Genomic DNA, 26,397 nt, shown 5'->3' with positions numbered 1-26,397 from the left:
GGCGGCGGTTATCCTGCCGCCAGCGTTTTTGCTCGCGGCCTGAATGCCGAGTAGAATGGTCGACGATGGCGTCTCCATGGAAACTTCTGGCTCGGCTGGTATCGCCGCGACGGCAGCAGAGGAGAAGGCCGAACAGATCACCACGCTGACGGTGGGCGATGCGAACGAACTCGCCAAGCTGCCCTATGTGGTAGCAGCTACGCCTATGAGTTCATCCACATCGACGGTACGGGTTGGCGACAAGGAAGTCAGCGTAATGGTGAGCGGGGTCGGTTATCAGCATTTTGTCACGCGCAACAGCAAACTGCTGGAGGGGCGTTTCTTCGACAAGAGGAGCGTCGACGATCTGGCGCAGGATGCTGTTATTGATGCGAATGCGAAGACGACCCTTTTCCCGCACGAATACGGTTCGGTTATTGGCAAGATCGTGCTTCTGAAAGATATGCCCGTGCGCATCATCGGCGTCGTTAAGGAAATGGGAGAAGCAAAAAATCTGGAAGTGCTCCTGCCATATACGACCGTGCAAACGCGGATGACAGGTTCGCGCTCACTGCAATCCATCATGGCGCGTGTCAACGATACGATGGACGCCGCCGAAGCGGAGAAGATGGTAACGACGTTTCTAACAAAACGTCATGGCGAGCAAGACTTCGTTATCTTCAATATCGACAGCTGGCAGAATACCATTCAAGCGACGACGGAAACCTTTGCTCTGCTGATCGCCTGCATTGCCGGCATATCTCTGTTCGTCGGCGGTATCGGCGTTATGAATATCATGCTCGTCGCTGTCTCGGAAAGAACCAACGAAATTGGCGTGCGCATGGCCATCGGCGCACGCCGGAGCGATATCCTGCAGCAATTCCTTATCGAAGCCGTTCTGGTCTGCCTGCTAGGTGGCTTACTCGGCGTTTTGATCGCCGCCGTGTTCGGGATGCTGTTCGCGCAATTCAGCACCGAGTTTCCCCTTATACCAGCGTGAGCGATCTCTGACTCTTTTTGAGGTTTCCAAATCAGTTGAGTTCTGAATCAATACCGCAAACGGAGGTTTGCGGATGACATCAGGAATTCCACTGCGCGATGACTTCGACGGCTTCGCTCTTCGGGCGTTGGCCAAAGGCACGAAGGATGCGGCACAGGCTCGGCGGCTTCTTGCCCTTGCCGAAATCTATGATGGCCATTCCCGCAGCGATGCGGCCAGGATCGGAGGCGTGACCCTGCAAATTGTCCGCGACTGGGTTATTCGCTTCAATGCGCGTGGCCCGTCGGGGCTCATCAATGGCAAAGCACCCGGCAATCAAGGAAAGCTTTCCGACGTGCATCGCCAGGCTTTGGCAAAGATCGTCGAAAGTGGCCCGATACCGGCGGTGCATGGCGTTGTGCGCTGGCGGCGCAAGGATTGCTCAATGGCTGTTCCAAGAATATCGGATATCCGTCGATGAAACGACCATTGGCCGCGAATTGAAGGCGCTCGGCTTTGCAAAGCTGTCTGCCCGCCCGCGCCATTACGCCCAGAACGAAGGCGACCTGGAGAGTTTTAAAAAAAGTTCCCCGCCACACTGGCAGCCATCAAAGGCAGGCTCCCGAAGAACGTCGAGATTGAGCTCTGGTGGGCCGACGAAGCTCGGATAGGCCAAAAGAACAAGATCACCCGGCGATGGGCACGCAGGGGAACAAGGCCTTCGGCACCACACGATCAACGCACGATGTGGACCTATATCTTCGGCGCTATCTGCCCCAAGAAGGGCAAAGGTGCGGGTCTCGTTCTTCCCTACTGCGACACCAGCGCCATGAACCAGCATTTGATCGAAATCAGCCAGGCCGTCGATGACGGCGCTCATGCCGTGCTGATCGTTGATCAGGCGGGGTGGCATGTCACGCCGAAGCTCGATGTGCCCGACAACATCACACTGCTCTTCCTGCCGCCACGCTCGCCCGAATTAAATCCCGTCGAGAACGTGTGGCAATTTCTGCGTGACAACTGGTTGTCCAACCGGATCTTCAAAGATTACGAGGACATCGTCGCCCATTGCTGCGACGCATGGAACAAGCTGGTCGCTCAGCCGTGGAAGATCATGTCGATTGGAATGCGTGACTGGGCGCACCGGTTTTGATTAGCGCTCGTTGGTATTATCTACTCGTCGGCTTCCATTGTCCTGGCGCTGGTGTGTTCGAGCCTGATCGGAATTGGGTTCGGCTTTATCCCCGCCCGCAACGCCTCTAAACTCGATCCTGTTGTGGCGCTGGCACGTGATTAGGGGGCGGTTCCGGGTAGATGACCGGGATGGTGATCGCTCTGGTACATGTCTTCAGGCGCTCGTCGTGATCACGATCTCCGGGCCTCGCTTCATGATAGTCCTCTCCGCTGCTGTGGGGCGTGTTCAGGCGGACCAGAGTGCCGCGCGGTGAAAATCAACGAGCGCAACGGCGACGAGGTGAACTATTTCGGATCCTACGGCGGCACTATCCGCAGTTCATGGATACCCTCAAATCCCAGATCACCAGCCGCCGAGAATTCGAGCGCCTCAAAAGCAGCGATCCCGCCACTCTGACCGACCTCAAACGCGCCGCTCGCTTCATCTATCTGCAGATGCTCGCGTTCGGCGGGAAGGTCGCGGGCAGAACTTCGGCGTCGATGCGACCGGCCGTGCGCGTTTCAATCAGCGCGCAAAGGAGCTCGCTTCACAAGCATCTCTATGCCAGCGCCATCTGATCGAATGCCGCTTCTCGAGCCACAAGCAATTCCGCAAGGTTGCCACGCGTTTCGAAGCCAAAAAAACGCCGCGCTATCGCGGCTATCATTCTAGGATCAGGTAACTGACCACACTCGCAAGCGCAGCCGATAAGGGCATCGACAATTTCGTCGGCTTTGTCGCATCCACAACACAGCCTCTTTGGTCCACCTTTTGTTTTCAACTAAGGCTAGGTAGCTGAAAAGAAAAGGCCAAATCTTTTTCAGCGCTCTCAGCCGAACTGGCATGAGACTTGAATCTCCTCAATAGGCGCTCGGAACGCTGCCCGACTGGGATTTAGGCGGGAGCGATCGCTGGAGCGAGTAAACTAGTCGGCGAATGCACGGACCGAGGAAAAGAAATGTCAGGACTTGCAAGCCTTTCATCGAAACCACCATCAGGATCGGTAACGAACAGTCGCCGAATACGATTGCTACAGTCCCGGCCAGCATATTAGCAAACATTTCGCTTCTACAAGCACTGATTGCGGCGACGCGGTACGGCAGTCAGGCCAGATGCGCAAGCGCGTCGACATGGCTTTCGTGCAGACTGAGAAACTCCAGGCGGTGAACCAATCTGGTCATCTTCGGGCAGAAGGGACGGACAGGTGATTTACGGCATACTATTCATATCAGCGCTGATGGCCTGTGTAATGACGATCCTCCTTGTGGTCGGGCACGAAGCGAAAAAGGGGGGCACCGTGCCCCGCATTCCGCCGAGTTTAGCCATCAGGCCTGGGGTTCTCCCGGCGTCTTAGGTTTTTCGCCTGCGCCAAAAAGATCCGAAACCCTGGCTGCGCACGTGAAGGCATGAAAACGCCGCTTCCAACCTCAGAACCCGCAAATGAATGAGCCATTGGACAAAGCAAGCACGACCGAACTACTCGACCGCGAGGCGATCCGAGACTGCCTCTATCGGTATTGCCGCGGGATCGACCGGGCGGATGAGGAGGCGCTGCGGAGCGCGTACTGGCCGGATGCGCATGACAATCATGGTGCCTATTCCGGACCGGCCGAGGGCTTCATTCGACTTGCACTTGGAATCTTCAAGACCGCGCCGCGCAATGTCCATCAGATAGCGAATATACTGATCGAATTCTCCAACTCGTCAGAAGCCGCGGTCGAAAGCTATTTCACGGCGCTGCAACGCGGACCGGACACACGCGGTGAGATATGCCAGACGCTCCTGTGCGGCCGCTACGCCGATCTATTCCACAAGCGGGAAGGGGAGTGGCGTATTGTCGCACGAACAGTGATTTACGATTGGTTCGAGCAACAGACCCCAACCGAGGTGCCCGAAAGCGAAAGGTTCGGATCGCGGCATCCAATCGGAGCGCCTCATCCGAGTGATAGGGTTTATACTCTTTTGAAGGGCATCAACTCGAACGCACCAACATCGGAGGCTAACGATTATGACTGATCTGCGACACCCATCATTTCCTCCCGCCGAGCTCTGCGCAGTGAAGATGCGCGTAAATGGTTGTCTGTTGATCGTCATGACCCAGCCGGCGACTTATTCACCCCCCGAGAGCCCGGTGCTGGCGCAGCAACCACGAGACCCGACAACATCCCGCCTCAAATCAAGCAACACCTTCGCCTTCAATTTTTTGCCGAGAGGACGGCACGAGCTTTGCCCCAGGCATGCAGACCTATTCGAGCGTGTGGGGTCGGAATGCAACGGGTCTGCCTCAAGCAGAACCCGACGTTGCCTTCCCAGGCTGGTGCACCGAGACTGGTTACTCCGGGTCAAGAGGAAATGGCATGAAAGAAGCCGCGCCCGCTGAGAGAACGGATCACTGAGATGCAGGTGATGATCGAGGGACAGTCGCGCTTCGAGCCTTTTGAAGCGGCGGGCTTCAAGCGAGGCCGCGACTTCGCTGCCTGGTTGGGATTGACGCCGTTGCAGCGATCCACCGGCGGCAAGCAAAAGCTCGGCGAGACATCGAAGATGGGAGAGCGGACATTGCGCCGCCTGCTCATCATCGGTGCGAGCGCGGTGGTGCTGCAGGCTCGCCGGCGCGGCAACCCAGAAGGTTCGTGGCTCGGGCGCATGCTTGCCCGCAAGCCACCCATGCTTGTGACGGTCGGTCGCGCCAACAAGACGGCCCGCATCGTATGGGGCACTTATGGCAAAGGGGCGGCGTCTATAAAGCTCCAGCTGTGGCGGCATAAGGGCCCAGCAAGAGGTCGTCGAGAGTAGGAAGGTCAACGGAAGGTATGGCGCAACAGTCGATGAGACGGGTCGGGTATGCTCCGGCGAGCACGCCGCATTGATTTGGAACCGATCCGCGAACTCCCATGCGGGCCGGATGAACGGTCGCGCGAAAGGCCGGACAGATGTCAGCAACCGACTACGCGCATAATCCACCGAAAACCATTCTTGCATTCATCGGGGCGTCCACAGATGGAGCCCGATTCAGGACCGAAGGACGGGGACAACCTGTCCAGCGGAAGAAAGAGATTTAGCCGATCGGAAAAAAGCCGATCAAACCATAACCGAACCCACGGAAGCCGCGAAAGCAAGGTGTTTTGTCCTGTCACTGTAAACGTCGCTTCGGTCGCGGGACTGATTGCCAACCCTAACCGCGACGCATATGCCGCTTTAAAAGTTGGTTTGCTCGCGACCACGAAAGCGCTGGACTGCAAATGGGCTTCACGCGGCATCCGCGTGTCGGCCTAACGCCCGGTGACGTGCGCACGCGATGACAGAGGTGGCTCGGGCTATTCGGCTAGTGCGCAGGCCAAGTGCATCACCGGATCGACGCTGGTCGTGGATGGTGGTTTGATGTCATTCAATCAGCTTGGCGGTGCGCATCCGCCACGGAACGTCCCTTGGATCGGCCCAGCCCGCGCGGCGGTTTAAGGCCAGTGGCAACAGCGGCTTCTCGCGAGATGGTCGACTACTCGACCATCAAAAGCTGGATCGACCTCGGGCGCAAAGAACTTCTTGCATCACTCGGACTTCCCATAGCGAACAAAGGAGACAGCATGGAATTCGCAACATTCATCCTAGCCACTCAGCGCGGCTACCATCAAACGTCTGAGAGCGTCATCCGCGACTCCATCGAACAAACTATCCTTTCGGAGCAGGCTGGCTTCAATACCGCTTGTTCGCGGAACATCACTTTAACAATTACAGCCTAGTCCCATCCCCGCTGATGATGGTCGCTCATTGCGCCGGTCTAACAACCACCATTCGCCTCGGCACTGCTGTCTGCGTACTGCCGCTTTATCAGCCGCAGCGCTTGCTCGCCGAGATTGGCTTTGCCGATGTGGTTGCGAACGGTCGCCTCGAGCTCGGCGTTGGCTCAGGATATCAGCAGTTCGAATTCGAGCGCTTCGGCGTCAACATCGATGAGGCGCCGGCCATCTTTTCGGAATACCTGGACATCCTGCTCAAAGGTCTCAATCAAAGGATCTTCTCGCATAACGGCCACTTCACACAGATACCCCCGACAGCGATCTCGGTCCGCACCACTCAAAAGCCCTCGCCGCCAATCTGGATCGCAACTGGGTCTACGCGAAGCATGCGCCGCGCTTATCGTGAGGGACATAATCTCTTCGTAACCGCGTTACACGACGGATTGGATATCTTGGGTGCTTTGCGGGGAACCATCCAGATGGCGGCAGCTTCAGAGAGCAAGAGCCCTAGCGACGCGAAGATATCGCTGCTGCGCCGCTGTTACGCGAGCGATGACGGAGGGGAGATCAATCGGTATCTCGACAACGCTCGTTTCCAGCGCCGGCTATCCGAAGCGCTGTATCAGCGTCGCCAGCAGAGCCAGAATGGCTATATGTTGGAGGCAACGCCGACGCAGCAGGATTTGTCTTTTGAGACTATGCGGAAGAACCTGCCGATCGGCAGCATAAATCGAGTACTTGATCGCCTCCTCCAAGAAATCGAAGTTCTGAAGCCGGACCAGATTGCGATTCAGACCCAGCTGGGAGATCTCGACCAGATTACGATGCTGCGTCAGATAGAGCTCTGGGGAGAAAAGATCATCCCAGCAGTCAATAAATCACTTGGTCATCTGGGCGTTTGATTATCGTCCCTTGCGTCTTGCGGTTCGTCTGCTTGCTTATTTCAAGCGCCACGACCTAAACGAGGGCGTTGCGGCGCTCAAGACGTAAGCAACCGGTATAGCTGACGCCGATGTCCGGCGCATGCTTAATCATCGCCAACCGCCTTGCAAGACAGCGTTGTCGGGTTGGATGGTCGGCAATTCGTCGCGGCCAGCTAGCGGCAGGTCCTGGTCCAGCTCGAATGATCGATGACGCACAGCGAGATCTCTCCTGAGCAATCACAACCGGTACCGACGAACCTGCGACCGGTCCTGCGCGACCTGAAATCGGGACTAGCCCGTCAATTTCCTGAAATTAGGCATGAAGTGCCGGTCACTGTTCTAAATAATGCCTGTCACATCCCAACACTCCTGACGCAGTATCGCCGCGATTAAAGATGAAGCAGCTCACAATCCGAGAAGCGCGCCGTCGAGCCTTCAGTCCAACTGCCTCAACGGTCACACACGACCCATTGAGGCTCGGCCTAACGAATAGATTCATCGAATTGCCTCTGACAAACTGCATTTCAACCAAAAGGAGGCGTCCCCCGATCGCATGGGGCTAGTCGATTGATTCCAACACTTGGTGCCCTCGTCTGACGGCTGCGATGATGTCGTCAGGGTCTGCCTTCCAGATGAACGGCTTGGGCTGTTCGTTGTGCTCTTTGATAAAGCGGTTGATGGCTGCCTGAAGATCAACAACGGAATGGAAGACACCGTTTTTCAGTCGTCGCCGGGTGAGCTTAGCGAAGAACCCCTCGACGGCGTTCAACCAGGAACAGGATGTCGGAACGAAGTGGAAGGTCCAGCGTGGGTGCCGCGCCAACCAGGCCCGGACTTTGGGCTGTTTGTGTGTGGCGTAGTTGTCCAGGATGACGTGAACCGCCTTGTCCTTCGGCAACTGAGCCTCAATCGTGTTGAGGAAGCGGATGAACTCCTGATGCCGGTGGCGCTGCATGTTGCGGCCGATGACGGAGCCGTCGAGAACATTCAGGGCAGCGAAAAGTGTCGTGGTGCCGTGGCGCTTGTAATCATGGGTCATCGTGCCGGCACGACCCTTCTTCATGGGAAGACCCGGCTGCGTCCTATCCAGCGCCTGGATCTGACTTTTCTCATCGACGGAAAGGACAATCGCATGGGCCGGCGGCGAGACGTAGAGACCGACCACATCGTGAAGCTTCTCGGCGAAAGCCTTGTCGTTCGATAGTTTGAAGCTGCGCCACCGATGCGGTGCGAGACCATGCTCGTGCCAGATCTTGACGACTGAGGATGCCGCAATCCCCACAGCCTTTGCCATCGCACGAACAGTCCAGTGTGTGGCTTCCTGCGTGGGCGGCTCCTGCGTCAGGGCCACAACCCGGTCGACAAGGTCAAGCTCAAGCGGCGCAGTGCCGGGCGGCCGGCTCTTGTCGCGCAAAAGGCCGTCTACGCCTTCCGTCATAAAGCGCTCCTGCCAACGCCAGACGCAGGTCTTCGACTTGCCCGTCGCCTCCATGATCGCGACGGTTCCGAGACCCGCGTCGCTCATCAAAATAAACTTCGCCCGCCACACATGCTTTTGCGGCGAACTGCCCGCCGAAACGATTGCGTTGAGACGAACCCGGTCGTCAGCGGAAACCTCAAATGTGATACCTGTGCGCATGCCAGATCGTCGCATATGCGCGCAAAAATTGGAATCCTAAATCGGACTCTTTTGTCTCGATCAAACCACTAGCGCCCTAGACCAGCACGAACTCGTCGCCGTTCTGACTTGTGATAACCAACTCATGACACCTTCGTAACCTTTGTCGGGTCCGCGACAAGGCTTTATTTCCTTAAGCGGCGCCCCTTTACCGTCTAAATAGCTGGAATAGCAGCAAATATTGTTTGACCACCTCAATCTAGCTGCTTGGCACGACTCTTGAAACACTTCCGGCGAGGCGGCGGAAGCTGCCGGCGGCATCCACGTCGCGGGACAACCGCATTGGTTCAAACAAGTGAAGGAAAGAAAGCATGGCAGCTCTGCGTCAGATCGCATTCTATGGGAAGGGTGGCATTGGCAAGTCCACCACATCCCAAAATACGCTCGCCGCTCTTGTTGACCTCGGGCAGAGAATCCTCATCGTTGGCTGCGACCCAAAGGCCGACTCCACCCGACTTATCCTGAACTCGAAGGCCCAGGACACGGTTCTGGATCTTGCGGCAAAGGAAGGTTCGGTGGAAGACCTCGAGGTCGAAGACGTGCTTAAGGTTGGCTACAGAGGTATCAAATGCGTGGAGTCCGGCGGTCCCGAGCCAGGCGTCGGCTGCGCCGGACGCGGCGTTATCACCTCGATCAACTTTCTAGAAGAGAACGGCGCCTACGACAATGTCGACTACGTCTCCTACGACGTCCTCGGCGACGTGGTGTGCGGCGGCTTCGCGATGCCTATCCGCGAAAACAAGGCTCAAGAAATTTACATCGTCATGTCTGGTGAGATGATGGCCCTCTATGCCGCCAACAACATCGCCAGGGGTATTCTGAAATATGCCAGCGCCGGCAGCGTGCGTTTGGGCGGGCTGATTTGTAACGAGCGTCAGACCGACCGCGAGCTCGACCTCGCCGAAGCGCTGGCTGCCAGGCTTAATTCCAAGCTCATTCACTTTGTGCCGCGCGATAACATCGTCCAGCACGCTGAGCTCAGAAAGATGACGGTGATCCAATATGCGCCGGAATCTCAGCAGGCAGCGGAATATCGCGCGCTGGCTGAAAAGATCCATGCAAATTCGGGCCAGGGCACCGTCCCGACCCCCATCACCATGGAGGAACTGGAGGACATGCTGCTCGACTTCGGCATCATGAAGTCCGACGAGCAGATGCTTGCCGAGCTTCACGCCAAGGAAGCGAAGGCGGCAGCCGTCCAGTAACAGGCGCTGCCGACACGGGCGGCGCGCAGCTTTACGCAGCGCGCCATTCCACGCACCAATGCCTCGTTGATGAGGCTTCATCCGAACCTTTAAAAAGGGGACAGGCCCAATGAGCCTCGACTACGAGAATAACAGTGATTTCCACGCGAAGCTTATCGAGGACGTGCTGTCGCAGTATCCCGACAAAGCGGCGAAGCGCCGCAGTAAGCACCTCGGTGTCGCAACGGGCGGAGAGGGATCCAGCGAGGGCGCGAACGCGGTTTCCGAATGCGACGTAAAGTCGAACATTAAGTCCGTTCCGGGCGTGATGACGATCCGCGGCTGCGCCTATGCCGGTTCAAAAGGCGTCGTTTGGGGACCGATTAAGGATATGGTTCACATCTCGCATGGGCCGGTCGGCTGCGGCCAATATTCCTGGTCACAGCGCCGCAACTACTACGTCGGCCTGACAGGCGTCGACACCTTCGTGACAATGCAGTTCACCTCCGACTTCCAGGAGAAGGACATCGTTTTCGGTGGCGACAAAAAGCTGGAGAAGGTCATCGATGAGATCGAGGAACTGTTTCCGCTTAATAACGGCGTCACCTTGCAGTCCGAATGCCCAATTGGCCTGATTGGCGACGACATCGAGGCTGTATCGCGAAAGAAAGCAAAGGAGCACAAGAAAACCATTGTGCCGGTGCGCTGCGAGGGCTTCCGTGGTGTGTCGCAATCGCTCGGCCATCACATCGCCAACGACGCGATCCGCGATTGGGTCTTCGACAAGAAGAAGGTGGAATTCGAGTCCGGTCCCTTCGACGTTAATGTGATAGGTGATTACAACATCGGCGGCGACGCATGGGCCTCCCGCATTCTGTTCGAGGAGGTCGGGCTGCGTGTGGTCGGCAATTGGTCCGGGGATGCCACGCTCGCCGAAGTCGAGCGCGCACCGAAGGCCAAGCTCAACCTCATTCACTGCTATCGGTCGATGAATTACATCTCTCGGCACATGGAGGAAAAATACGGCATCCCCTGGATGGAGTATAATTTTTTTGGTCCGTCCCAGATCGAGGCCTCTTTGCGCAGCATAGCAAAGCATTTCGGACCGGAGATCGAGGATCGGACTGAGAAGGTCATCGCCAAGTACCAGCCGTTCGTCCAGGCTGTGACCGAGAAGTACCAGCCGCGCCTAGATGGCAAAAGGGTGATGCTTTACGTCGGCGGATTGCGCCCCCGTCACGTCATCACCGCCTATGAGGACCTCGGCATGGAGATCGTCGGCACGGGCTACGAATTCGGCCACGGCGACGACTATCAGCGCACCGGCCACTATGTCAAAAAGGGCACACTGATCTACGACGATGTGACCGGTTACGAACTGGAGAAGTTCATCGAGGGGATTCGTCCCGACCTCGTCGGCTCAGGCATCAAGGAGAAATACCCGGTACAGAAGATGGGCATTCCGTTCCGTCAGATGCATTCCTGGGATTATTCCGGCCCCTATCACGGCTATGACGGCTTCGCCATCTTCGCTCGCGACATGGATCTCGCAATCAACAATCCGGTCTGGGGCCTCTACGACGCGCCCTGGAAAAAAAAGGCGGCCTCTGCAACGGCAGTTGCAGCCGAATGAGAGCCCGGTTTCTCGCGGCAGGGGTCGCGGGAGACCTGAAAAATCTCGAAGGTTTCTGTGTCGCCGCAAGTCGCGGCCAGATTTAAAAAGGTAACCACTATGCCGCAATCGGCCGAAAAAGTTCTCGATCACGCTCCTCTGTTCTGCGAGCCGGAATACAGGAAAATGCTTGCCGAGAAGAAGCTGAATTTCGAATGTCCACACCCGGACGAGGTTGTTTCGGGTCAACGCGAGTTCACCAAGACCTGGGAATATCGCGAAAAAAATCTCGCCCGCGAAGCGCTTGTCGTGAACCCTGCCAAGGCCTGCCAGCCGCTCGGCGCGGTCTTCGCAGCGGCTGGATTTGAGCGGACGATGTCGTTTGTCCACGGCAGTCAGGGCTGCGTCGCCTACTACCGATCGCACCTGTCGCGTCATTTCAAGGAACCGTCATCTGCGGTCTCTTCTTCCATGACAGAAGACGCGGCTGTATTTGGCGGATTGAAGAATATGGTCGACGGTCTCGCCAATACCTATAAGCTCTACGACCCGAAGATGATCGCGGTCTCGACCACCTGTATGGCAGAGGTCATCGGCGATGACCTGCGCAGTTTTATTGAAAATGCAAAAAACGAGGGCTCCGTCCCGCGCGATTTCGACCTGCCCTTCGCCCACACGCCCGCCTTCGTCGGTAGCCATGTCGATGGCTATGACAGCATGGTAAAAGGCGTGCTCGAGAATTTCTGGAAGGGCGCGGCGCGCACGCAAGTCGCTGCTTGCATCAACATCATTCCGGGCTTCGACGGCTTCTGCGTTGGTAATAATCGCGAATTAAAGCGCCTGCTCGATATGATGCGGGTGACCTACGTGTTCATCCAGGACGCCTCCGACCAATTCGATACCCCTTCCGACGGTGAGTTCCGCATGTACGACGGAGGAAGCAAGATCGAGGACGTGAAAGCGGCGCTGAACGCGGGGGCGACACTGTCGCTGCAGCACTACAATACGCGCAAGACGCTGGAATATTGCAATGAGATCGGACAAGCGACGGCTTCCTTTCACTATCCGCTCGGCGTCACGGCGACCGACGAATTGCTGATGAAGATATCGGAGATTTCTAGGAGGGAAATTCCTGAGGCAATCCGCCTGGAGCGCGGACGACTGGTCGATGCGATGGCGGACAGCCAGTCCTGGCTACATGGCAAAAAATACGCGATCTACGGCGATCCGGACTTCGTTTACGCCATGGCGCGGTTCATCATGGAGACCGGTGGCGAGCCAACACACTGCCTCGCCACAAACGGCACCTCTGCCTGGGAGGCCGAGATGAAGGAACTGTTCGCATCCTCGCCCTTCGGCAAGGATGCACAGGTGTGGGCGGGCAAAGATCTCTGGGCAATGCGCTCACTGCTTTTCACCGAGCCGGTGGATCTGCTGATCGGCAATTCCTATGGCAAGTATCTTGAGCGCGACACTGGCACGCCACTGGTTCGGCTGACGTTTCCGATCTTCGACCGGCATCACCACCACCGCTTTCCCATCATGGGCTACCAAGGCGGATTACGTCTATTAACGACCATCCTCGACAAGATCTTCGACAAGCTCGATCGCGAGACGATGCAGCCGGGTGTGACGGATTATTCGTACGACCTCACTCGCTAAGAGCGGCGGCCGGCTTAGGTCGGCCATCTCCCAACCGAACTTGAAGGCCAATGCATGTCCTCACTCACCGTCAAAATCCAAGATGTCTTCGACGAGCCTGCCTGCGAGGGAAATCGCAACAAGAGCCCCAAGACGCGCAAAAAGGGTTGTTCGAAGCCGTTGACTCCTGGAGCGACAGCCGGCGGTTGTGCTTTCGACGGCGCCAAGGTTGTGCTGCAGCCGATCACTGACGTCGCGCATCTGATACACGCGCCGCTCGCCTGCGAAGGCAATTCCTGGGACAATCGCGGGGCTGCATCGTCTGGTCCCACGCTGTGGCGCACCAGTTTCACCACCGATCTTACCGAACTCGATATAGTGATGGGCCACAGCGAGCGGAAGCTCTTCAAAGCGATCCGCGAGATCAAGGAAGGCTATACGCCGGCTGCAATCTTCGTCTATGCAACCTGCGTTACGGCGATGATCGGTGACGACATCGAAGCGGTTTGTAAGCGCGCGGCGGAAAAGTTCGCCATACCGGTGGTGCCGGTAAATGCGCCGGGGTTCGCGGGTTCGAAGAACCTCGGTAACAAACTCGCCGGGGAGGCGTTACTTGACTATGTCATAGGTACGGTAGAGCCGGATGACACGGGGCCTCACGACATCAATATCATTGGCGAATTCAACCTCTCCGGCGAATTCTGGCTGGTAAAGCCCCTCTTGGACAGGCTTGGCATCCGTGTCCGCGCCTGCATTCCAGGCGACGCGCGCTATCTGCAGGTTGCTTCCGCGCACCGCGCACGTGCAGCTATGATGGTGTGCTCGACCGCTCTGATCAATCTCGCTCGCAAGATGGAAGAGCGCTGGGACATCCCGTTCTTCGAGGGCTCCTTCTACGGCATCTCCGCCACCTCTGAAGCGCTCCGGCGGATCGCTGAATTGCTCGTAATGAAAGGCGCCGATGCCGAGCTCCTCAATCGCACGGAAGCGATCGTCGTGGAAGAAGAGGAAAGAGCGTGGAAGAGGCTGGAAGTCTACCGGCCCCGGCTCGAAGGCAAGCGCGTGCTTCTCAACACTGGGGGCGTGAAATCCTGGTCGGTCGTCCAATCGTTAATGGAAATCGGCATGGAGGTCGTCGGCACATCCGTCAAGAAATCGACGGCCGATGACAAGGAGCGAATCAAGAAGATTCTAAAGGACGAGAACCACCTGTACGAGTCGATTGCACCGCGCGAGCTTTACTCGATGTTGTCCGAGCAAAAGGCTGACATCATGCTGTCGGGCGGTCGCACGCAGTTTATCGCGCTGAAGGCGAAGATGCCTTGGCTCGACATCAATCAGGAGCGACATCACGCTTACGCCGGTTACGACGGCATGGTGCAGCTCGCACGCCAGATCGACCTCGCAATCCACAATCCGATCTGGGCGCAGGTGCGCGAGCCGGCACCGTGGGAGCAGGCCATGATCACGGAGGAGAAGTTGGAAGAAAGAACAGCAAGTGCATCAAATTTTGCCGGCGAAACCGCCGGTGATGACTGTTGAGGTAATATTTATGGTCCGCATCCTTCCCCAAACTAAATCGGCGGCGATTAATCCTCTGAAATCGTCTCAGCCGCTGGGCGCTGCCTTCGCCTTTCTTGGCATCAACGGCGCAATGCCCGTGTTCCACGGCAGCCAGGGGTGCACCAGCTTTGCCCTCGTGCTGCTCGTAAGACATTTTAAGGAACCGATCCCGTTGCAGACGACGGCGATGGATGAAATTGCGATTGTCGTCGGGTGCGCAGATCACCTCGAAGAGGCCATCCTTAATCTCAAAGCCCGCGCAAAGCCCCGGCTGATCGGGATTTGCACGACGGCACTGGTCGAGACACGCGACGAAGATATCGCTGGGGGCCTAGCCACCATCAAACGCAAGCGGGCGACAGAACTCACGGGTACTGAAGTGGTGCTCGCCAGGACGCCGGACTTCGACGGTGCGATAGAAGAGGGGTGGTCCAAAGCCGTTACCGCTATGATCGAGGGAATCACTCGGTCTCGGACGCAGTATCGCGATCCGAGGAAGGTCGCGATACTGCCCGGCTCGAACATAACAGTTGCCGACATAGAGTATCTGCGCGAGACGGCCCAGAGCTTCGGGCTCAAACCGGTAATCCTGCCCGATGTGTCTGGCGCTCTTGATGGCACCGTCCCCGACCACTGGATTCCGACAACGTATGGCGGCACGAAAGTGGAGGACATTCGCGATCTCGGTGGGGCGATGCAGTGCATTGCCATCGGCGAGCAGATGCGGCGACCAGCCGAAGCGTTGCAGCGGCTAACCGGCGTCCCGTACGTGATGTTCGAGTCTCTCACAGGCCTAAAGAACGCGGACCGGTTTATTTGGCTGCTTACAGCCATGTCGCGTGAACAAGCGCCGGCCAGTGTCCGTCGCAGCCGTATGCATTTGCAGGACGCCATGCTCGATGGACATTTCCATCTGGCTGGCAAGAAGATCGCAATCGCCTCCGAGCCGGATCAACTTTATCAGTTTGCAGGTTTTTTCACCGGCTTGGGTGCGGAAATTACAGCCGCCGTTACCACGACCGGGACTTCAAAAATACTGCAAGTAGTGCCAGCGGAAACTGTCCAGGTCGGCGATCTCAGTGACCTGGAACGCCTCGCCCCGGGGGCAGATCTTCTCGTCACTCACTCACACGGCCGGCAAGCTGCAAAGCGTCTCGACATTCCGCTGATGCGTATTGGCTTTCCGATTTTCGACCGCCTAGGCAGTCAGCACAAGCTTACAATCCTTTATCAGGGGACGCGCGACATGATCTATGAGGTTGCCAACATTTTTCAGGCTAACCAACACCCGCCGACATCAGGCGCACCTAATCCAATCTGTAGCCGGGAATTGCAAAATGACCTCAACTCGTCGTCTCTCGCTCGTCAATGACGAGTTCCAGGAACAGCGGCCCGAAAGGCAGGTCGGCACATTACGAGTAGCAATCGCCACTCAAGACATGAGAGGACTGAACGCGCATTTCGGGTCGGCTAAACGATTTGCCATCTATGACGTGACGCCCGACGCGTGGAGTCTCGTGGAAGCCGTAGTGTTCGATGACGTTTCCGATGAGAGCGGAACGCATCGAGCCGAAGGTGATGACCGCATCGCTCCGAAAGTGGCAGCGTTAAAGGGCTGCCAGCTCTTATTCTGCCTGGCTATCGGCGGCCCTTCGGCAGCCAAGGTTATTGCGGCAAAGATCCATCCAATCAAGGTGCCGGAGCCTGAATCCATCGACGCTGTGCTGGCGCGCATTCAAACAATGCTCAGGAACGCTCCTCCACCTTGGCTTCGCAAGGTGTTAGCGGAAGCCGGCGCCGTCGGACGGAAAGCCAGCTTCGAAGACGAGGACTGAAATGATGACAACGTTATCTGATCCTGCGGTTACTCCTACCGTCAATGACGACAAGATCTTCGGCGCCCCGTTTATTAGATGCCTCGTGCGGCTGATCCGAGCTGAAGATTCCTATGGACTATGGAGTGGCAAGTGCGACGCCGAACTGCTGGCCAACTTCACCGTGACATATGAACAGCGCCGAGCGATCCCGATCATCGGAGATCCCGATCCGCTGGTCCTGTGGAGGCTTAATACCTTTTACGCCGCCGTCAGCCTCGCGGTCGAGGAGCGCTCAGACTTATTCGTGTCGCGGACGATGGAGATCAACCAGGAGGGCTTCGGGCGAGTGCTGCTAACGACCAGGCGGTTGGTCCTACTATCGACGACCCTACGCAACGTTCACCGGTTCGGCTTCAATACGCTTCGTAAATGCGCCAAGACCGGTACGAAGCTAGTCAGCGACGCGGTCGCAGTCGTGGAAGCTTATCCGGACGTGGCGCGGGCTTGATGGAAACGGTGTTCGAGAAAGAGACCATGTCAGAACTTCAAGAATTGAAGAAAAGGGTGCGGAAGCTGCAGTCGCGTGCTGGGAATGCGAAGATGGAATTGCACGATCTCGCCGAAGACCTTCCAGTCAATTGGTCCGAAATCATGGCAGTCGCGAAGAAAACTTTTCAGGCCTTTGTTGAGTTGGACGCTGCAAAAAGAGAACTCGCTGCATTGGAGAATCCAACATGACAAGCTCATGCGTGACCCGCGACGGGTCCGGATGGATGCCGGAGTATCTAACTTCCATCGATCAACTGATGTGCATTGGCTGCGGCCGCTGCTTCAAGGTCTGCTCACGGGAGGTCATGCATCCTCACGGTATCGACGATGCAGGTGAAATTCTCGGTGTCTGCAATGGCGAGGAAGACGACTTCGATGGCGAGCTCAATCGAGTGATCATGGTCGTGGATTTTCCCGGCCGCTGTATCGGATGCGGGGCCTGCGCCCGCGTCTGTCCAAAAAACTGCCAAACTCACATCGCGAGCGGCACGATTGCCGAATGAGCGAAGAAGGAGAATGTAATGCGCTTCGGAGTCTTTCACCGCATCCTATGGCTGCTCATGTGCACTAACGCTCTCGTGGTCTATTGCGTCTCCCAATCGGTGCGCAGAACGATTGGCACGACACTGGCTGTCTCGTTTCTTCTTCAGCTAGCCTATTTCGGAAGTCTGCTTTTCCTGGTTTGGCGGGCTGGCTGTGATCGCAGGACCGTGCAAAGGCCTGAGCGTTAAGCTTCTTGCGTCGAAGGCGGTACCCCAACATCGCGGGGCGGCATCAATCATTTGAACTGGCATGCCGCTTCCCACGGCGGAAGTACAATCGCAACTTCATTATGTCGACACCAAGAGCGACGGTTCTGCGAGCAGGTGAGCCTGGCCATTCCCGGGATTATGATGGGATATTGACTTGCAGGGCCTGGGAACGGCCCGCAGCACTAGCGCTGGACCGTAGGCCGCATCCATCGAAAAGAACGCCTGTTTCGAGGTCGCGGACTGAACGATGACAAATTTTTAATCCCGCAGCTCCCCCTGCGGTCGAGGTTTAGGAGAAAGTTGCGGCGAACGCGTCAAATTGCACTCCTCGTTGCCAATCCGCACGCACTCGCTCGCCGTTGGCGAACAGAGTTCCGCTGGCAAGCGGGACTTAAGGGCAGGCAAACCCGTCCACAATCTTGTCGGAAGTTGGACAATGTCGAACATGCGACATGGTGCTCTTAAAGTCATGTTATTGAATATACAGCAGTTTTCGCTTGGCGCAGTATATGCAACGTCCTCCGCAAAGCCTTATGGATTGAGAGAATTTTGTCGCAAGGCCAAACATAAGAGGAGGTCAGAAGATGTACGGTTCCGCAAGACTCATCTTGAGCGTCGCAATCGAGTGAGACTGGCGCGTCTACGATCCATTCAACGGCGTACTCAATTGTCGGGCATTCTGTTCATCCGAGCGCCCGGCCGTGCTGCCCTTCGGCCTGCTTTGGCGTGGCCTCGAGCAAGCGCTGGAACGCCAGGCCACCACTGGAAATCTTCTTCGATAATGCAGTTTGGAAACGCACTCCTATGGACAGCTTACAGCCCGCGTCTACAAAAGTATTTGAATCAGTAGTTTCCCGCTTTGCCCAGTCGGCAAAAGAATATCCTGACCGTCCCGCCGTGTATTCGGGCGAAGATTACCTGACGTATGGCGAACTGGACGATCTCACCGGTCGACTCGCCGCCGCTATTGGCGCTCATGGCTGCACCCCGGGCCTGGCAGTTGCGGTGTTGATGCCGCGTGGCCCAGTGCTGCTTGCTTGTATGCTAGCGATATTTCGGCTGCGCGCCGTTTACGTGCCCCTGGATACGGCGTACCCGACAGGTCGGTTGCAGCGCATGGTTGAACGTAGCGAATGCGCCATTCTGGTGACTGCTCCAGACGATTTGGAGCTTGCACAGGCAATTGCGGGAGCCGCTTCGGTCGTCAATGCCGGCCTAGCCACGTCAATGCCCGCCGCGCCCACAGCATCCTTGGATGTGCAGCCGGATGATGCTGCCTATATCATTTTCACGTCCGGAACCACCGGCGGACCGAAGGGAGCGGTGCTCACACATGCCGCGTTGGCCAACCACCTCAATGCCAAAATAGCGGATCTCAACCTTTGTGCCACCGACCGTGTTGCTCAAACCGCTTCCCACTGCTTCGACATATCACTCTGGCAATTCCTGGCAGCTCTGCTGGTCGGTGGAGGCGTCGACATTTTACCATCGGCTGTCATTGCGGACCCTCTCCAGTTGTCGAAAACTCTGCACCATCGAAAGATTGCGGTAATTCAGTTCGTGCCATCACTCTTGCGTGCCTACCTCGTCGCCACAGAAGGCGAGAGCACACCTCAGTTTGAGAACCTGCGCTGCATCTCAACTGTTGGCGAACCGCTGCCACCCGATCTATGTCGCAAATGGCTAACGCACTATCCGAAAGTTCCCATCCTCAATCATTATGGCCCAACGGAGTGCGGCGACGGCGTCACGCACTACTTGGTAACACAGCCGCCAGCCGCTGATGAAACCTACGTACCGATCGGGCGACCTATTCCCGGGCTTCGTGTTTACCTTGTAACGCCGGACAGTGATCCTGTGAAACTTGCATCGAGAGGAGAAATTGGGGAGCTATGCGTAAGCGGTGCTGGCGTTGCTCAGGGTTACATCAATGACCCAGAGCGTACTGCGGCGGTTTTCGTCACGAATCCCTTCGACGACACGCCGAGCCACAGCCGTTTGTATCGGACCGGTGATCTGGCTCGCATGCGGCCCGAGGGTTTGCTTGAGTGCCTTGGCCGAGCGGATCGCCAGGTCAAGGTACGGGGCTACCGCGTAGAATTGGCAGAAATTGAAACTGTTCTCAACAGCCACCATGGCGTGACGGGAAGCGCTTTAGGTCTGCATCGAAGCCAACATCGACGGACCAAGCTCACCGCCCGTGAAAAGCTTGGGTGGGAAAGTTGCGATGAAAGTGCGTCAGCCTTCGATGCAGATCTTGTGCCGCCCCGCCTTATTGCCTTCGTCGGTTTGCGCGATCACTGCACTTTGAGACATCTGCAAGAGCATCTGGGCCGATACTTGGCGCCGTACATGATCCCGGATCAAATTTTTGAAGTGCCCACGCTCCCGCTCAACTCTAACGGTAAGCTCGACTACGGCCGCCTGCCGATTCCAGATGGAATGCGCCCGCTGTCCGATGTTGCCTTCGTATCGCCACGATCAGAGATCGAACGACGGCTTGCGAATCTTTGGGACAGATCCTGTGTGTGGCTCCTGTCGGCCTCGACGACGCCTTCATCGATTTGGGCGGCGATTCGTTGAGAATGATGTTGCTCGCCAATCGGGTTCACCATCTTTTTGGTCGCCAGATACAACCGGGCCAACTTCATTGTGCAACGGTCCGGGAGTTGGCGCGGAAGATCGAGGAGAGCGACGAGACGCAGTTGCCTCCTATTGTCCGAATTCCTGCGGCGGCGACGAAAGGGGTGCCGCCTACAGCTCTTCAAACTCACCTATGGTTCCTCTGGAAGCTCGACCCACAGGCACGAAATTACACCCTTCGGACGGTCGTGAATCTTGAGGGTTCCCTAGACCGTAATGCATTCGAGGCGGCCTGGGCTGGTTTGCTCGACCGTTTTGATACGCTGCGAGTGAGATTCCTGGAGAAAGATGGCGAGCCCCTGATGACCTTCGACGCGCCGTTAGCTCGGCTAGAATACCAAGATCTCTCGCCGTTCCCTTCAACGGCTCAAGCCGAGCATGTCGCGGCAATTCAGGGGCAACACAGCGCGCAACCGTTCGATTTGTCGACTGGTCCACTCCTCAGGACCACCCTCGTTCGTAGGAGCGAGGATCGGCACGAGCTCTACCTAACTACCCATGAGATCATCATGGACGCGTGGTCCCTTTCGGTGTTGGCGCGCGATCTGCGACTCCTCTACGAGGGTCATACGGTGGGCCGCGCTGCAGCTTTGCCAGCGAGGCCCGAAATTGGCCTCGGCGATTACGCTCTGTGGGAAGCAAGAAATCTCACCCCTGAACGCTACAATGTTCAGCGGGCATACTGGCAGCAGATGTTAAGCGGAGAATTGCCGCTCCTCCAGCTGCCGAGCGATCACGACCGCCCCCGACACCTCACATATGCCAGCCAGGCCCAAGGGCTGGGATTGGATGCAGGGCTGACGGCCGCGCTTCGTCGGGTGGCGGCCGACAACCGGTCAACACTATTCGCGACGCTTCTGGCAGGGTTTGCGATCGTGCTGGGGCAACATGCCGGACAGGACGAGGTCGTAGTGGGCGCGCCCCACGTAGTTAGGCAGCGCCCCGGCACTGAGCAGCTCCTTGGCTTCTTCCTCAACATGCTGCCGCTGCGGCTGAGAGTCGCCGAGGCGGAAACCTTCGCAGGGTTTGTAAAGGTCGTACAGGAAACCGTATCGGGCGCCATTTCACATGCCGACTATCCGTTCAGTCAAATGCTGGAGAGCCTTGACATTGCACGACGCAGCAACATTTCGCCGGTTTTTCAGGTCATGTTCAACATGTACTCGGAACAACCGGAGGAAGTGCACGTAGACGGCGGACTGACCATCACGGTTCGTGAACTGGAGCTGGGCTACGCGAAGTACGATCTGACACTCTACGCGCAGGAGGAAGGGGACGGCATCTATCTTCAACTCACATATTGCAAGGAGATCTTCGAGGCACCTCAAGCCGAGCGAATCCTCCGCAATTTGGAACACACGTTGAAGCAATGTGTCGCAGCGCCCGATGCACCGCTCCGTTCTCTCGACTTATTAAGCGAGAATGAACTGCGATTTCTTGGGTCTTTCAACGACACCAGCCGCGATTTTGGTTGCAAGGCAACCTTACGTGAGCTGTTCGAGGCCCAGGTGCAACGTACACCAGAACACATTGCCCTTTTCTGGGACGAAGGCCGAATTTCCTACGCTGAACTGAACGACCGTGTCGATCGTGTCGCCAACGGGTTAGCTGGCCTGGGTGCGCACGAAGGTGATCGAATAGCGATCGCGACAGATCGAGGGATTGCAACGCTGGTGGCGATCCTTGCTTGTGTGAAGATACACGCCGCATATGTCTGCTTAGGGCCCGACTTGCCGCAAGCTCGTGCCGTTCGCATCTTACGGGCAACATCACCGAAGGTCATGCTGACTGATAACGAAGTTTATGCTTCCTGGGCATGCTACGAAGGCTTGCCATGCCAGGTGGTTTCATTTGACTCCCTCTCGGGAACCGCTGTGATAGGCGAGTTGCCCCTTCCGGTCTTGCCTCATGATATCCTGCACATCGTCTTCACGTCAGGAACGACCGGGGAACCGAGAGGGGTGCGCGTCCCTACGTCGGCTTGCCTGAACCGTTTGCACTGGATGTGGTCAGAATTGCCGTTCGCTGCCGGTGACGTTGCAGTGGTCCAGAAGTCCGCAACGCTTGTCGCAAGCACCTGGGAAATTTTTGGTCCGTTGCTGCAGGGGGTTCCAGCTTATTTGCTGTCACGAGAGGAGCTTGTCGTCCCAGAACGGCTGTTGTCTGTCCTTGAAAACCATAAGATCAGTCACCTCCTCGCCGCCCCACCCATTCTGGATGGATTGATCATGGCACGCGAGACCGGCGGTCCGTCGGCAAGCGCGCTTCGGCTGGTCGTTAGCAGCACGCAGGCACTGCCGCCCGACCTCGCCAAGCGCTGGACGCTCACGTTTCCAGCCACAACCCTTTTCAATTTCTATGGATCGACCGAGTGCAGCTCCAATGCCGCCTGGTACCAAGTGGATCAGTCATTTCCCCTTGATGCACGTAGCGTTCCTATAGGTCGGCCGCTTGCAAATGTGCAATTGAGCGTGCGAGGCAGGAAGCTGCAACTTATGCCGCGTGGCGCCTTGGGTGAGTTGTGCGTTACGGGCGCGTGCCTGAGTCTTGGATACCTCGATAACATTGAGCAATCGACAACTCTGTTCGATGTGACGAAAGGTGGCCAGTTGCTCTACCGGACCGGTGATCTTGCCAGATTCCGGGAGGATGGGACGCTAGAGCTTCATGGTCGCGCCGATGACCAAGTCAAGATGAATGGTTACCGTGTCGAACTCGACGACGTCGCGCATGCGCTCCGCACGCACCCCGCCGTAAGTGATGCCGGGGTCGCGTTGCATGCCGTGCCGGATCGGGGTGGTGTCCTCGTGGGCTATGTGGTCGGCACTGCCGATTTCCCCGGCGAATCCGACCTTCTGGCATTCATTCGGGAAATACTTCCAACATACATGGTGCCAGCACGCATTATGCGCATTGATGAACTACCTCGCAATCCAGGTGGCAAACTCGACCGTCGCGCCTTACCATTGCCAACTGCGATGACCTCCGGCAAAGGCAAAGGAAGGAGGCCGCAGACGGCAACCGAGGCAGCCCTCGCGGAGATTTGGGAGCGTCTGCTGGGTTGCGATGTGGTTTCAGCCGAGGACGAGTTCTTCGCTCTTGGGGGAACTTCGATCCTAAGTGTGCGATGCGTATCTGACGCCAGCCTTCGCGGCTTGCGCTTCACCGTCGGCGAACTCTACAATCACCCCCGACTAGCCGATCTGGCGAGTCTCATTGACGCACACGATGATGCTCTGCCCAATGAGACTACATTGGATCGCGTCAAATCTGAGAACGTGGCCCCCCCATTTTCGCCCACCATGCGTTTCTTCAGCCAGCAGATGGGCTACGGTGAGCACTTCAATTTGTACGGCCTGTGGAAGTTCAACGCAGGAGAGCTTGATGGAACGCTCTTATCGCAAGCCGTTGTCCGGCTGGGTGATGAGCATCCGATACTTCGAACCCGTCTCGTTCGCTCAGACGGCATGCCGGTGCGCACGCTCCCGGCCGACGACCCGCTATCGTTAGAGCGGATCACACTCCCCGCTGATTTGCCGGAAACGTGGGAGCGGATCGTGTCAGAAAAAACAGAAGATGCGCAGTATGCTTTCAAATTCGACGGTCGCACCCCCCTCCTCAAGGTGTTGCTATTCGAGGGCGGACAACCGCAGACACAGCGGGGTTGGCTATTCATTGTCGTACATCACTTCCTTACAGACGCTTTCGGTTTTCGCCTGTTAATTGGAGAATTGGAACGACTCTATAGAACTGCGGCGGCTGGCCTAGAGGTCAGGCCAACAGCCCTCACGGGACACGCGGGCATAGCCAAATGGCTTAACCTACTTCGCAATCATACGATAGATCGCGCCGAGGAAGAGCTCGAGTACTGGGAAACCAGACCGTGGGCAGCATTAATGCCCCCCGGTTCGCCACTGGCTCTAGCGGCGGCGCGATCTGGAGGAGATCCAACGCCATCCGATCCTGTCGGCGCGCGTCGTATGCAGGCGTTGTTGCGGGCCGGCGAAGTGGACAACGATGAGTTCTTGTGGTTGTGTGAATCCCAGGCGACGCGTTTTCTCAGCATTCCTCAAGTAGAAACGGCTGCACTGTTGGGATTTTCCGATCGTGCTGGGATAGATGGGCTGGATCTTATTCTTTTGGCCTTTTTGCGGACATTGGGTGGCGATCGGCCAGTGCTTGGACTTTACGTGGACAACATTGCGGCCCTGCGCACCCCTGTCTTGGGCGATGTCGACCTATCAAACAACCTTGGTATCTGCTGTGAACTCTTGCCGATGCCACTGGTGATCGATGGCACTGAACCAGCGATGGCGCAATTGCGCTCCGTTGCCGCCCAACGACGTGGGATACCCGCCCTTGGCCTCGGCCTGCGTGCTCTCCAAGCGTTTCATCCTGACGAGAGAGTGGTGGAACGCGCGGCGCGATTGCCAACTCCGAGTGTTCTGATCAATTTCCGTGCTCCTCTAGCGGCCATCCGTGGTCGCCATTTTTTGGGGCAACAAGAGGCGCCGTTATGGTGTGGCGAATACGTGAGTTTTAATCAACACCATTGGCTTGATTACTCAATCGACGAAATGAATAGCTGCCTGCGCATAATGCAACAGCATAACTATTCCCGCATTGATGGATCATTGGCCACGTCAATTGCGACTAATTTGCAGAATAACCTGACGGAAGTCATTCGAGAGATTTGCAATATACAAACGTGATTTATTGGACCCTAGTATTGGATCAAGCAGGAGCTAAGATGAAATCGGTCCGGTTAGAACGCATCGAGAAGGATGCCATGGTGCCACTTGTTCTTAGACTTGCCGGCCCAACCATCGTGGGGCTTTGCGTCTGTGCGGCCTACCAGCTTCTGAATGCTTTCTTCGTTCGATGTCTCGGGGCACAGGCGGTAGCTGCGCTTGCGATTACATACCCAATCACCATGATCCTGACGCTTGTCGGGCAAGCGGTGGGGACTGGGGCAGCATCAACCGTGGCGCGCAGCCTCGGTCGGCCCGACTATTCATCGGCGGGAGCATTTGCATTGACAGCAATTGTCTTGGGCGTGGGCATTGCCATATTGGCTTCTGGTAGTATCGCAGTCAGCATCAGCGTCCTCTTGACATGGTTTGGCGCTAGCAACAACACGCTGCCCTACGCGATCGAATACCTGAGCCCGCTCCTGGTTGCTCAGGTGCTGCTTGTATTCAACATGATCTGCGGCTTCATCGTGAGGGCCGAGGGGAACACGTTGTTCAGCATGGTCACACAGATGGTTGCATTTGCCCTCAACGCAGTGCTCGATCCCCCGCTGATCTTCGGATTGGATCTGGGGATCGAAGGAGCTGGTTTCGCAACACTAATTGCGCAGACAGCCGCGGCCGCCGTTTACGTGTGGCATTTCGCGACCTCGCGCGGCGTGGTGACGCTAGGCGGACATTCAAAAACCGGTTCATTGGAGCGTGCCGGTGTCATTCTGACGATAGGAAGTCCGGCGGCGCTCGCGAGTGTGACTAGCATCGCTGCCATGTGGCTGCTCAATTCAATTGCTAGCACATTTGGCGACGACATTTTGGCCGGAGTGGGTGTTGCAACGCGGCTGCTTCTCATAGTAGGTCTACCAATCAGTGGTCTATGCATCGGTGCCCAAGCTGCGGTCGGCTACAACATTGGTGCGGGGAGGGGCGACAGAGTGCGGCAGGCATTGGTCGCAATTTTATCGATCTCCTTGGTGTTCTCATCGATGTGCGCCCTGATAGGCATTGCGCAATCGCATGCTTTGGCGACCTGGTTTGTGAGCGAGTCCTCCGCTATCGCGGTTGCGGAACGCGCAATTGCTGCATTCCTCACCGCCTTTGTTTGCTTTTCCCCAATGGCAGTCACTATTGCGCTGCTTCAGGCCAAGGGCGAAGGGACACGGGCATCGCTGCTCGCAATTGTGCGCCATGGCCTATTCCTGATACCACTCTTGCTAGTGTTGCCGCATTGGCTGGGCGTCAACGGTCTCATCATCAGTCCCGTTCTCAGTGAGGCTGCTGCTGGTCTGACTGCCATGATCGTCCTCTATCGAGAGTGGCGGCGCTTGAGCAGAAATGAACGGTCGCTTCGCGTTTAAGAGCGCAATTCTACTTTCGGCGACAAAATTGAATTACCACAACGGAAACAGAAGCGGCTC

General features: G+C 57.0%; 17 protein-coding genes and 4 pseudogenes. 20 read left to right on the top strand and 1 reads right to left on the bottom strand.

All coding sequences use genetic code 11. The features are described 5' to 3' along the window. Nucleotides 1–55 precede the first annotated feature (55 nt). The 7 genes and pseudogenes from WGT02_RS33255 to WGT02_RS33225 all read left to right on the top strand — a co-directional run bounded on the left by WGT02_RS33255 (nt 56) and on the right by WGT02_RS33225 (nt 6,771). Complete coding sequence (locus WGT02_RS33255; RefSeq protein WP_225040361.1) at nt 56–979, top strand: ABC transporter permease; 924 nt, start codon at nt 56–58, stop codon at nt 977–979. 73 nt (nt 980–1,052) lie between these two features. Beyond that, nucleotides 1,053–2,111 (top strand): annotated as a pseudogene (locus tag WGT02_RS33250) (IS630 family transposase). 251 nt (nt 2,112–2,362) lie between these two features. Continuing rightward, a pseudogene (locus WGT02_RS33245) lies at nt 2,363–2,658 on the top strand (DNA adenine methylase); the annotation flags it as partial. Nucleotides 2,659–3,572: 914 nt separating this feature from the next. Further along, complete coding sequence (locus tag WGT02_RS33240; RefSeq protein WP_375679713.1) at nt 3,573–4,148, top strand: nuclear transport factor 2 family protein; 576 nt, start codon at nt 3,573–3,575, stop codon at nt 4,146–4,148. Between the two features lie 435 nt (nt 4,149–4,583). After that, nucleotides 4,584–4,900 (top strand): annotated as a pseudogene (locus WGT02_RS33235) (transposase); the annotation flags it as partial. Between the two features lie 76 nt (nt 4,901–4,976). Next, the gene (locus WGT02_RS33230) at nt 4,977–5,408 is read left to right on the top strand and encodes an SDR family NAD(P)-dependent oxidoreductase (protein WP_339151161.1); all 432 of its coding nucleotides are present in this window, start codon (nt 4,977–4,979) and stop codon (nt 5,406–5,408) included. A gap of 308 nt (nt 5,409–5,716) precedes the next feature. Further along, nucleotides 5,717–6,771, top strand: a pseudogene (locus tag WGT02_RS33225) (LLM class flavin-dependent oxidoreductase). Between the two features lie 580 nt (nt 6,772–7,351). On the opposite strand, the gene WGT02_RS33220 reads toward WGT02_RS33225, so the two are convergent. Beyond that, nucleotides 7,352–8,431 carry an IS630 family transposase gene (locus tag WGT02_RS33220; protein ID WP_037069542.1) on the bottom strand — a complete coding sequence of 360 codons (1,080 nt, stop codon included), beginning with the start codon at nt 8,429–8,431 and terminating at the stop codon, nt 7,352–7,354. 350 nt (nt 8,432–8,781) lie between these two features. Here WGT02_RS33220 and nifH point away from each other — a divergent pair, with 350 nt between their 5' ends. From nifH to WGT02_RS33155, 13 genes are all read left to right on the top strand, one after another. After that, on the top strand, nt 8,782–9,675 hold the full coding sequence (nifH, locus tag WGT02_RS33215; RefSeq protein ID WP_024318245.1) for a nitrogenase iron protein: 894 nt from the start codon (nt 8,782–8,784) through the stop codon (nt 9,673–9,675). Nucleotides 9,676–9,784: 109 nt separating this feature from the next. After that, nucleotides 9,785–11,287 carry a nitrogenase molybdenum-iron protein alpha chain gene (gene nifD / locus WGT02_RS33210; protein ID WP_208246276.1) on the top strand — a complete coding sequence of 501 codons (1,503 nt, stop codon included), beginning with the start codon at nt 9,785–9,787 and terminating at the stop codon, nt 11,285–11,287. Between the two features lie 99 nt (nt 11,288–11,386). Then, nucleotides 11,387–12,928, top strand: coding sequence for a nitrogenase molybdenum-iron protein subunit beta (nifK, locus tag WGT02_RS33205; RefSeq protein WP_208246275.1), 1,542 nt, complete (start codon nt 11,387–11,389; stop codon nt 12,926–12,928). A 54-nt stretch (nt 12,929–12,982) separates the two neighbouring features. Beyond that, a complete protein-coding gene (gene nifE / locus WGT02_RS33200; RefSeq protein ID WP_208246273.1) occupies nt 12,983–14,449 on the top strand; it encodes a nitrogenase iron-molybdenum cofactor biosynthesis protein NifE in 1,467 nt (488 codons plus the stop codon). A 10-nt stretch (nt 14,450–14,459) separates the two neighbouring features. Beyond that, nucleotides 14,460–15,842: a nitrogenase iron-molybdenum cofactor biosynthesis protein NifN gene (nifN, locus tag WGT02_RS33195; RefSeq protein ID WP_208246443.1), complete on the top strand. Its 1,383-nt coding sequence runs from the start codon at nt 14,460–14,462 to the stop codon at nt 15,840–15,842. Then, nucleotides 15,808–16,305: a nitrogen fixation protein NifX gene (gene nifX, locus WGT02_RS33190; RefSeq protein WP_024318250.1), complete on the top strand. Its 498-nt coding sequence runs from the start codon at nt 15,808–15,810 to the stop codon at nt 16,303–16,305. The genes nifN and nifX overlap by 35 nt, the downstream gene beginning before the upstream one ends. Nucleotides 16,306–16,309: 4 nt before the next feature. After that, nucleotides 16,310–16,795, top strand: coding sequence for a NifX-associated nitrogen fixation protein (locus WGT02_RS33185; RefSeq protein WP_208246271.1), 486 nt, complete (start codon nt 16,310–16,312; stop codon nt 16,793–16,795). A 26-nt stretch (nt 16,796–16,821) separates the two neighbouring features. Next, nucleotides 16,822–17,025 (top strand): CCE_0567 family metalloprotein, encoded by a 204-nt coding sequence (locus tag WGT02_RS33180; protein ID WP_024318252.1) that lies wholly within the window; start codon nt 16,822–16,824, stop codon nt 17,023–17,025. Beyond that, nucleotides 17,022–17,339: a ferredoxin III, nif-specific gene (fdxB, locus tag WGT02_RS33175; protein ID WP_024318253.1), complete on the top strand. Its 318-nt coding sequence runs from the start codon at nt 17,022–17,024 to the stop codon at nt 17,337–17,339. The genes WGT02_RS33180 and fdxB overlap by 4 nt, the downstream gene beginning before the upstream one ends. Nucleotides 17,340–17,357: 18 nt before the next feature. Next, nucleotides 17,358–17,567 carry an exopolysaccharide production repressor protein gene (locus WGT02_RS33170; protein ID WP_029710422.1) on the top strand — a complete coding sequence of 70 codons (210 nt, stop codon included), beginning with the start codon at nt 17,358–17,360 and terminating at the stop codon, nt 17,565–17,567. Between the two features lie 825 nt (nt 17,568–18,392). After that, complete coding sequence (locus WGT02_RS33165) at nt 18,393–20,171, top strand: amino acid adenylation domain-containing protein (protein ID WP_208246269.1); 1,779 nt, start codon at nt 18,393–18,395, stop codon at nt 20,169–20,171. Continuing rightward, on the top strand, nt 20,117–24,943 hold the full coding sequence (locus WGT02_RS33160) for a condensation domain-containing protein (protein WP_208246267.1): 4,827 nt from the start codon (nt 20,117–20,119) through the stop codon (nt 24,941–24,943). Before WGT02_RS33165 ends, WGT02_RS33160 begins: the two co-directional genes overlap by 55 nt. A 38-nt stretch (nt 24,944–24,981) precedes the next feature. Then, nucleotides 24,982–26,337, top strand: a complete 1,356-nt coding sequence (locus tag WGT02_RS33155) for an MATE family efflux transporter (RefSeq protein WP_208246265.1) — start codon at nt 24,982–24,984, stop codon at nt 26,335–26,337. The last annotated feature ends 60 nt before the right edge of the window (nt 26,338–26,397 follow it).

This window comes from Rhizobium sp. T1470, assembly GCF_042140505.1.
GTDB classification, from domain to species: domain Bacteria; phylum Pseudomonadota; class Alphaproteobacteria; order Rhizobiales; family Rhizobiaceae; genus Rhizobium; species Rhizobium favelukesii.
Note: the sequence above shows the minus strand (reverse complement) of the source record. Positions and strands in the feature narration are given on the sequence as shown.

What these genes read in the sequence shown, in the direction of transcription:
- nifX (WP_024318250.1), top strand. Translation starts at nt 15,808, where the DNA reads ATGACCTCAACTCGTCGTCTCTCGCTCGTCAATGACGAGTTCCAGGAA.
- nifN (WP_208246443.1), top strand. Translation starts at nt 14,460, where the DNA reads ATGGTCCGCATCCTTCCCCAAACTAAATCGGCGGCGATTAATCCTCTG.
- WGT02_RS33170 (WP_029710422.1), top strand. Translation starts at nt 17,358, where the DNA reads ATGCGCTTCGGAGTCTTTCACCGCATCCTATGGCTGCTCATGTGCACT.
- nifD (WP_208246276.1), top strand. Translation starts at nt 9,785, where the DNA reads ATGAGCCTCGACTACGAGAATAACAGTGATTTCCACGCGAAGCTTATC.
- nifH (WP_024318245.1), top strand. Translation starts at nt 8,782, where the DNA reads ATGGCAGCTCTGCGTCAGATCGCATTCTATGGGAAGGGTGGCATTGGC.
- WGT02_RS33255 (WP_225040361.1), top strand. Translation starts at nt 56, where the DNA reads ATGGTCGACGATGGCGTCTCCATGGAAACTTCTGGCTCGGCTGGTATC.
- WGT02_RS33155 (WP_208246265.1), top strand. Translation starts at nt 24,982, where the DNA reads ATGAAATCGGTCCGGTTAGAACGCATCGAGAAGGATGCCATGGTGCCA.
- fdxB (WP_024318253.1), top strand. Translation starts at nt 17,022, where the DNA reads ATGACAAGCTCATGCGTGACCCGCGACGGGTCCGGATGGATGCCGGAG.
- nifK (WP_208246275.1), top strand. Translation starts at nt 11,387, where the DNA reads ATGCCGCAATCGGCCGAAAAAGTTCTCGATCACGCTCCTCTGTTCTGC.
- WGT02_RS33180 (WP_024318252.1), top strand. Translation starts at nt 16,822, where the DNA reads ATGTCAGAACTTCAAGAATTGAAGAAAAGGGTGCGGAAGCTGCAGTCG.
- WGT02_RS33240 (WP_375679713.1), top strand. Translation starts at nt 3,573, where the DNA reads ATGAATGAGCCATTGGACAAAGCAAGCACGACCGAACTACTCGACCGC.
- WGT02_RS33230 (WP_339151161.1), top strand. Translation starts at nt 4,977, where the DNA reads ATGCTCCGGCGAGCACGCCGCATTGATTTGGAACCGATCCGCGAACTC.
- WGT02_RS33165 (WP_208246269.1), top strand. Translation starts at nt 18,393, where the DNA reads ATGGACAGCTTACAGCCCGCGTCTACAAAAGTATTTGAATCAGTAGTT.
- nifE (WP_208246273.1), top strand. Translation starts at nt 12,983, where the DNA reads ATGTCCTCACTCACCGTCAAAATCCAAGATGTCTTCGACGAGCCTGCC.
- WGT02_RS33220 (WP_037069542.1), bottom strand. Translation starts at nt 8,431, where the DNA reads ATGCGCACAGGTATCACATTTGAGGTTTCCGCTGACGACCGGGTTCGT.
- WGT02_RS33185 (WP_208246271.1), top strand. Translation starts at nt 16,310, where the DNA reads ATGACAACGTTATCTGATCCTGCGGTTACTCCTACCGTCAATGACGAC.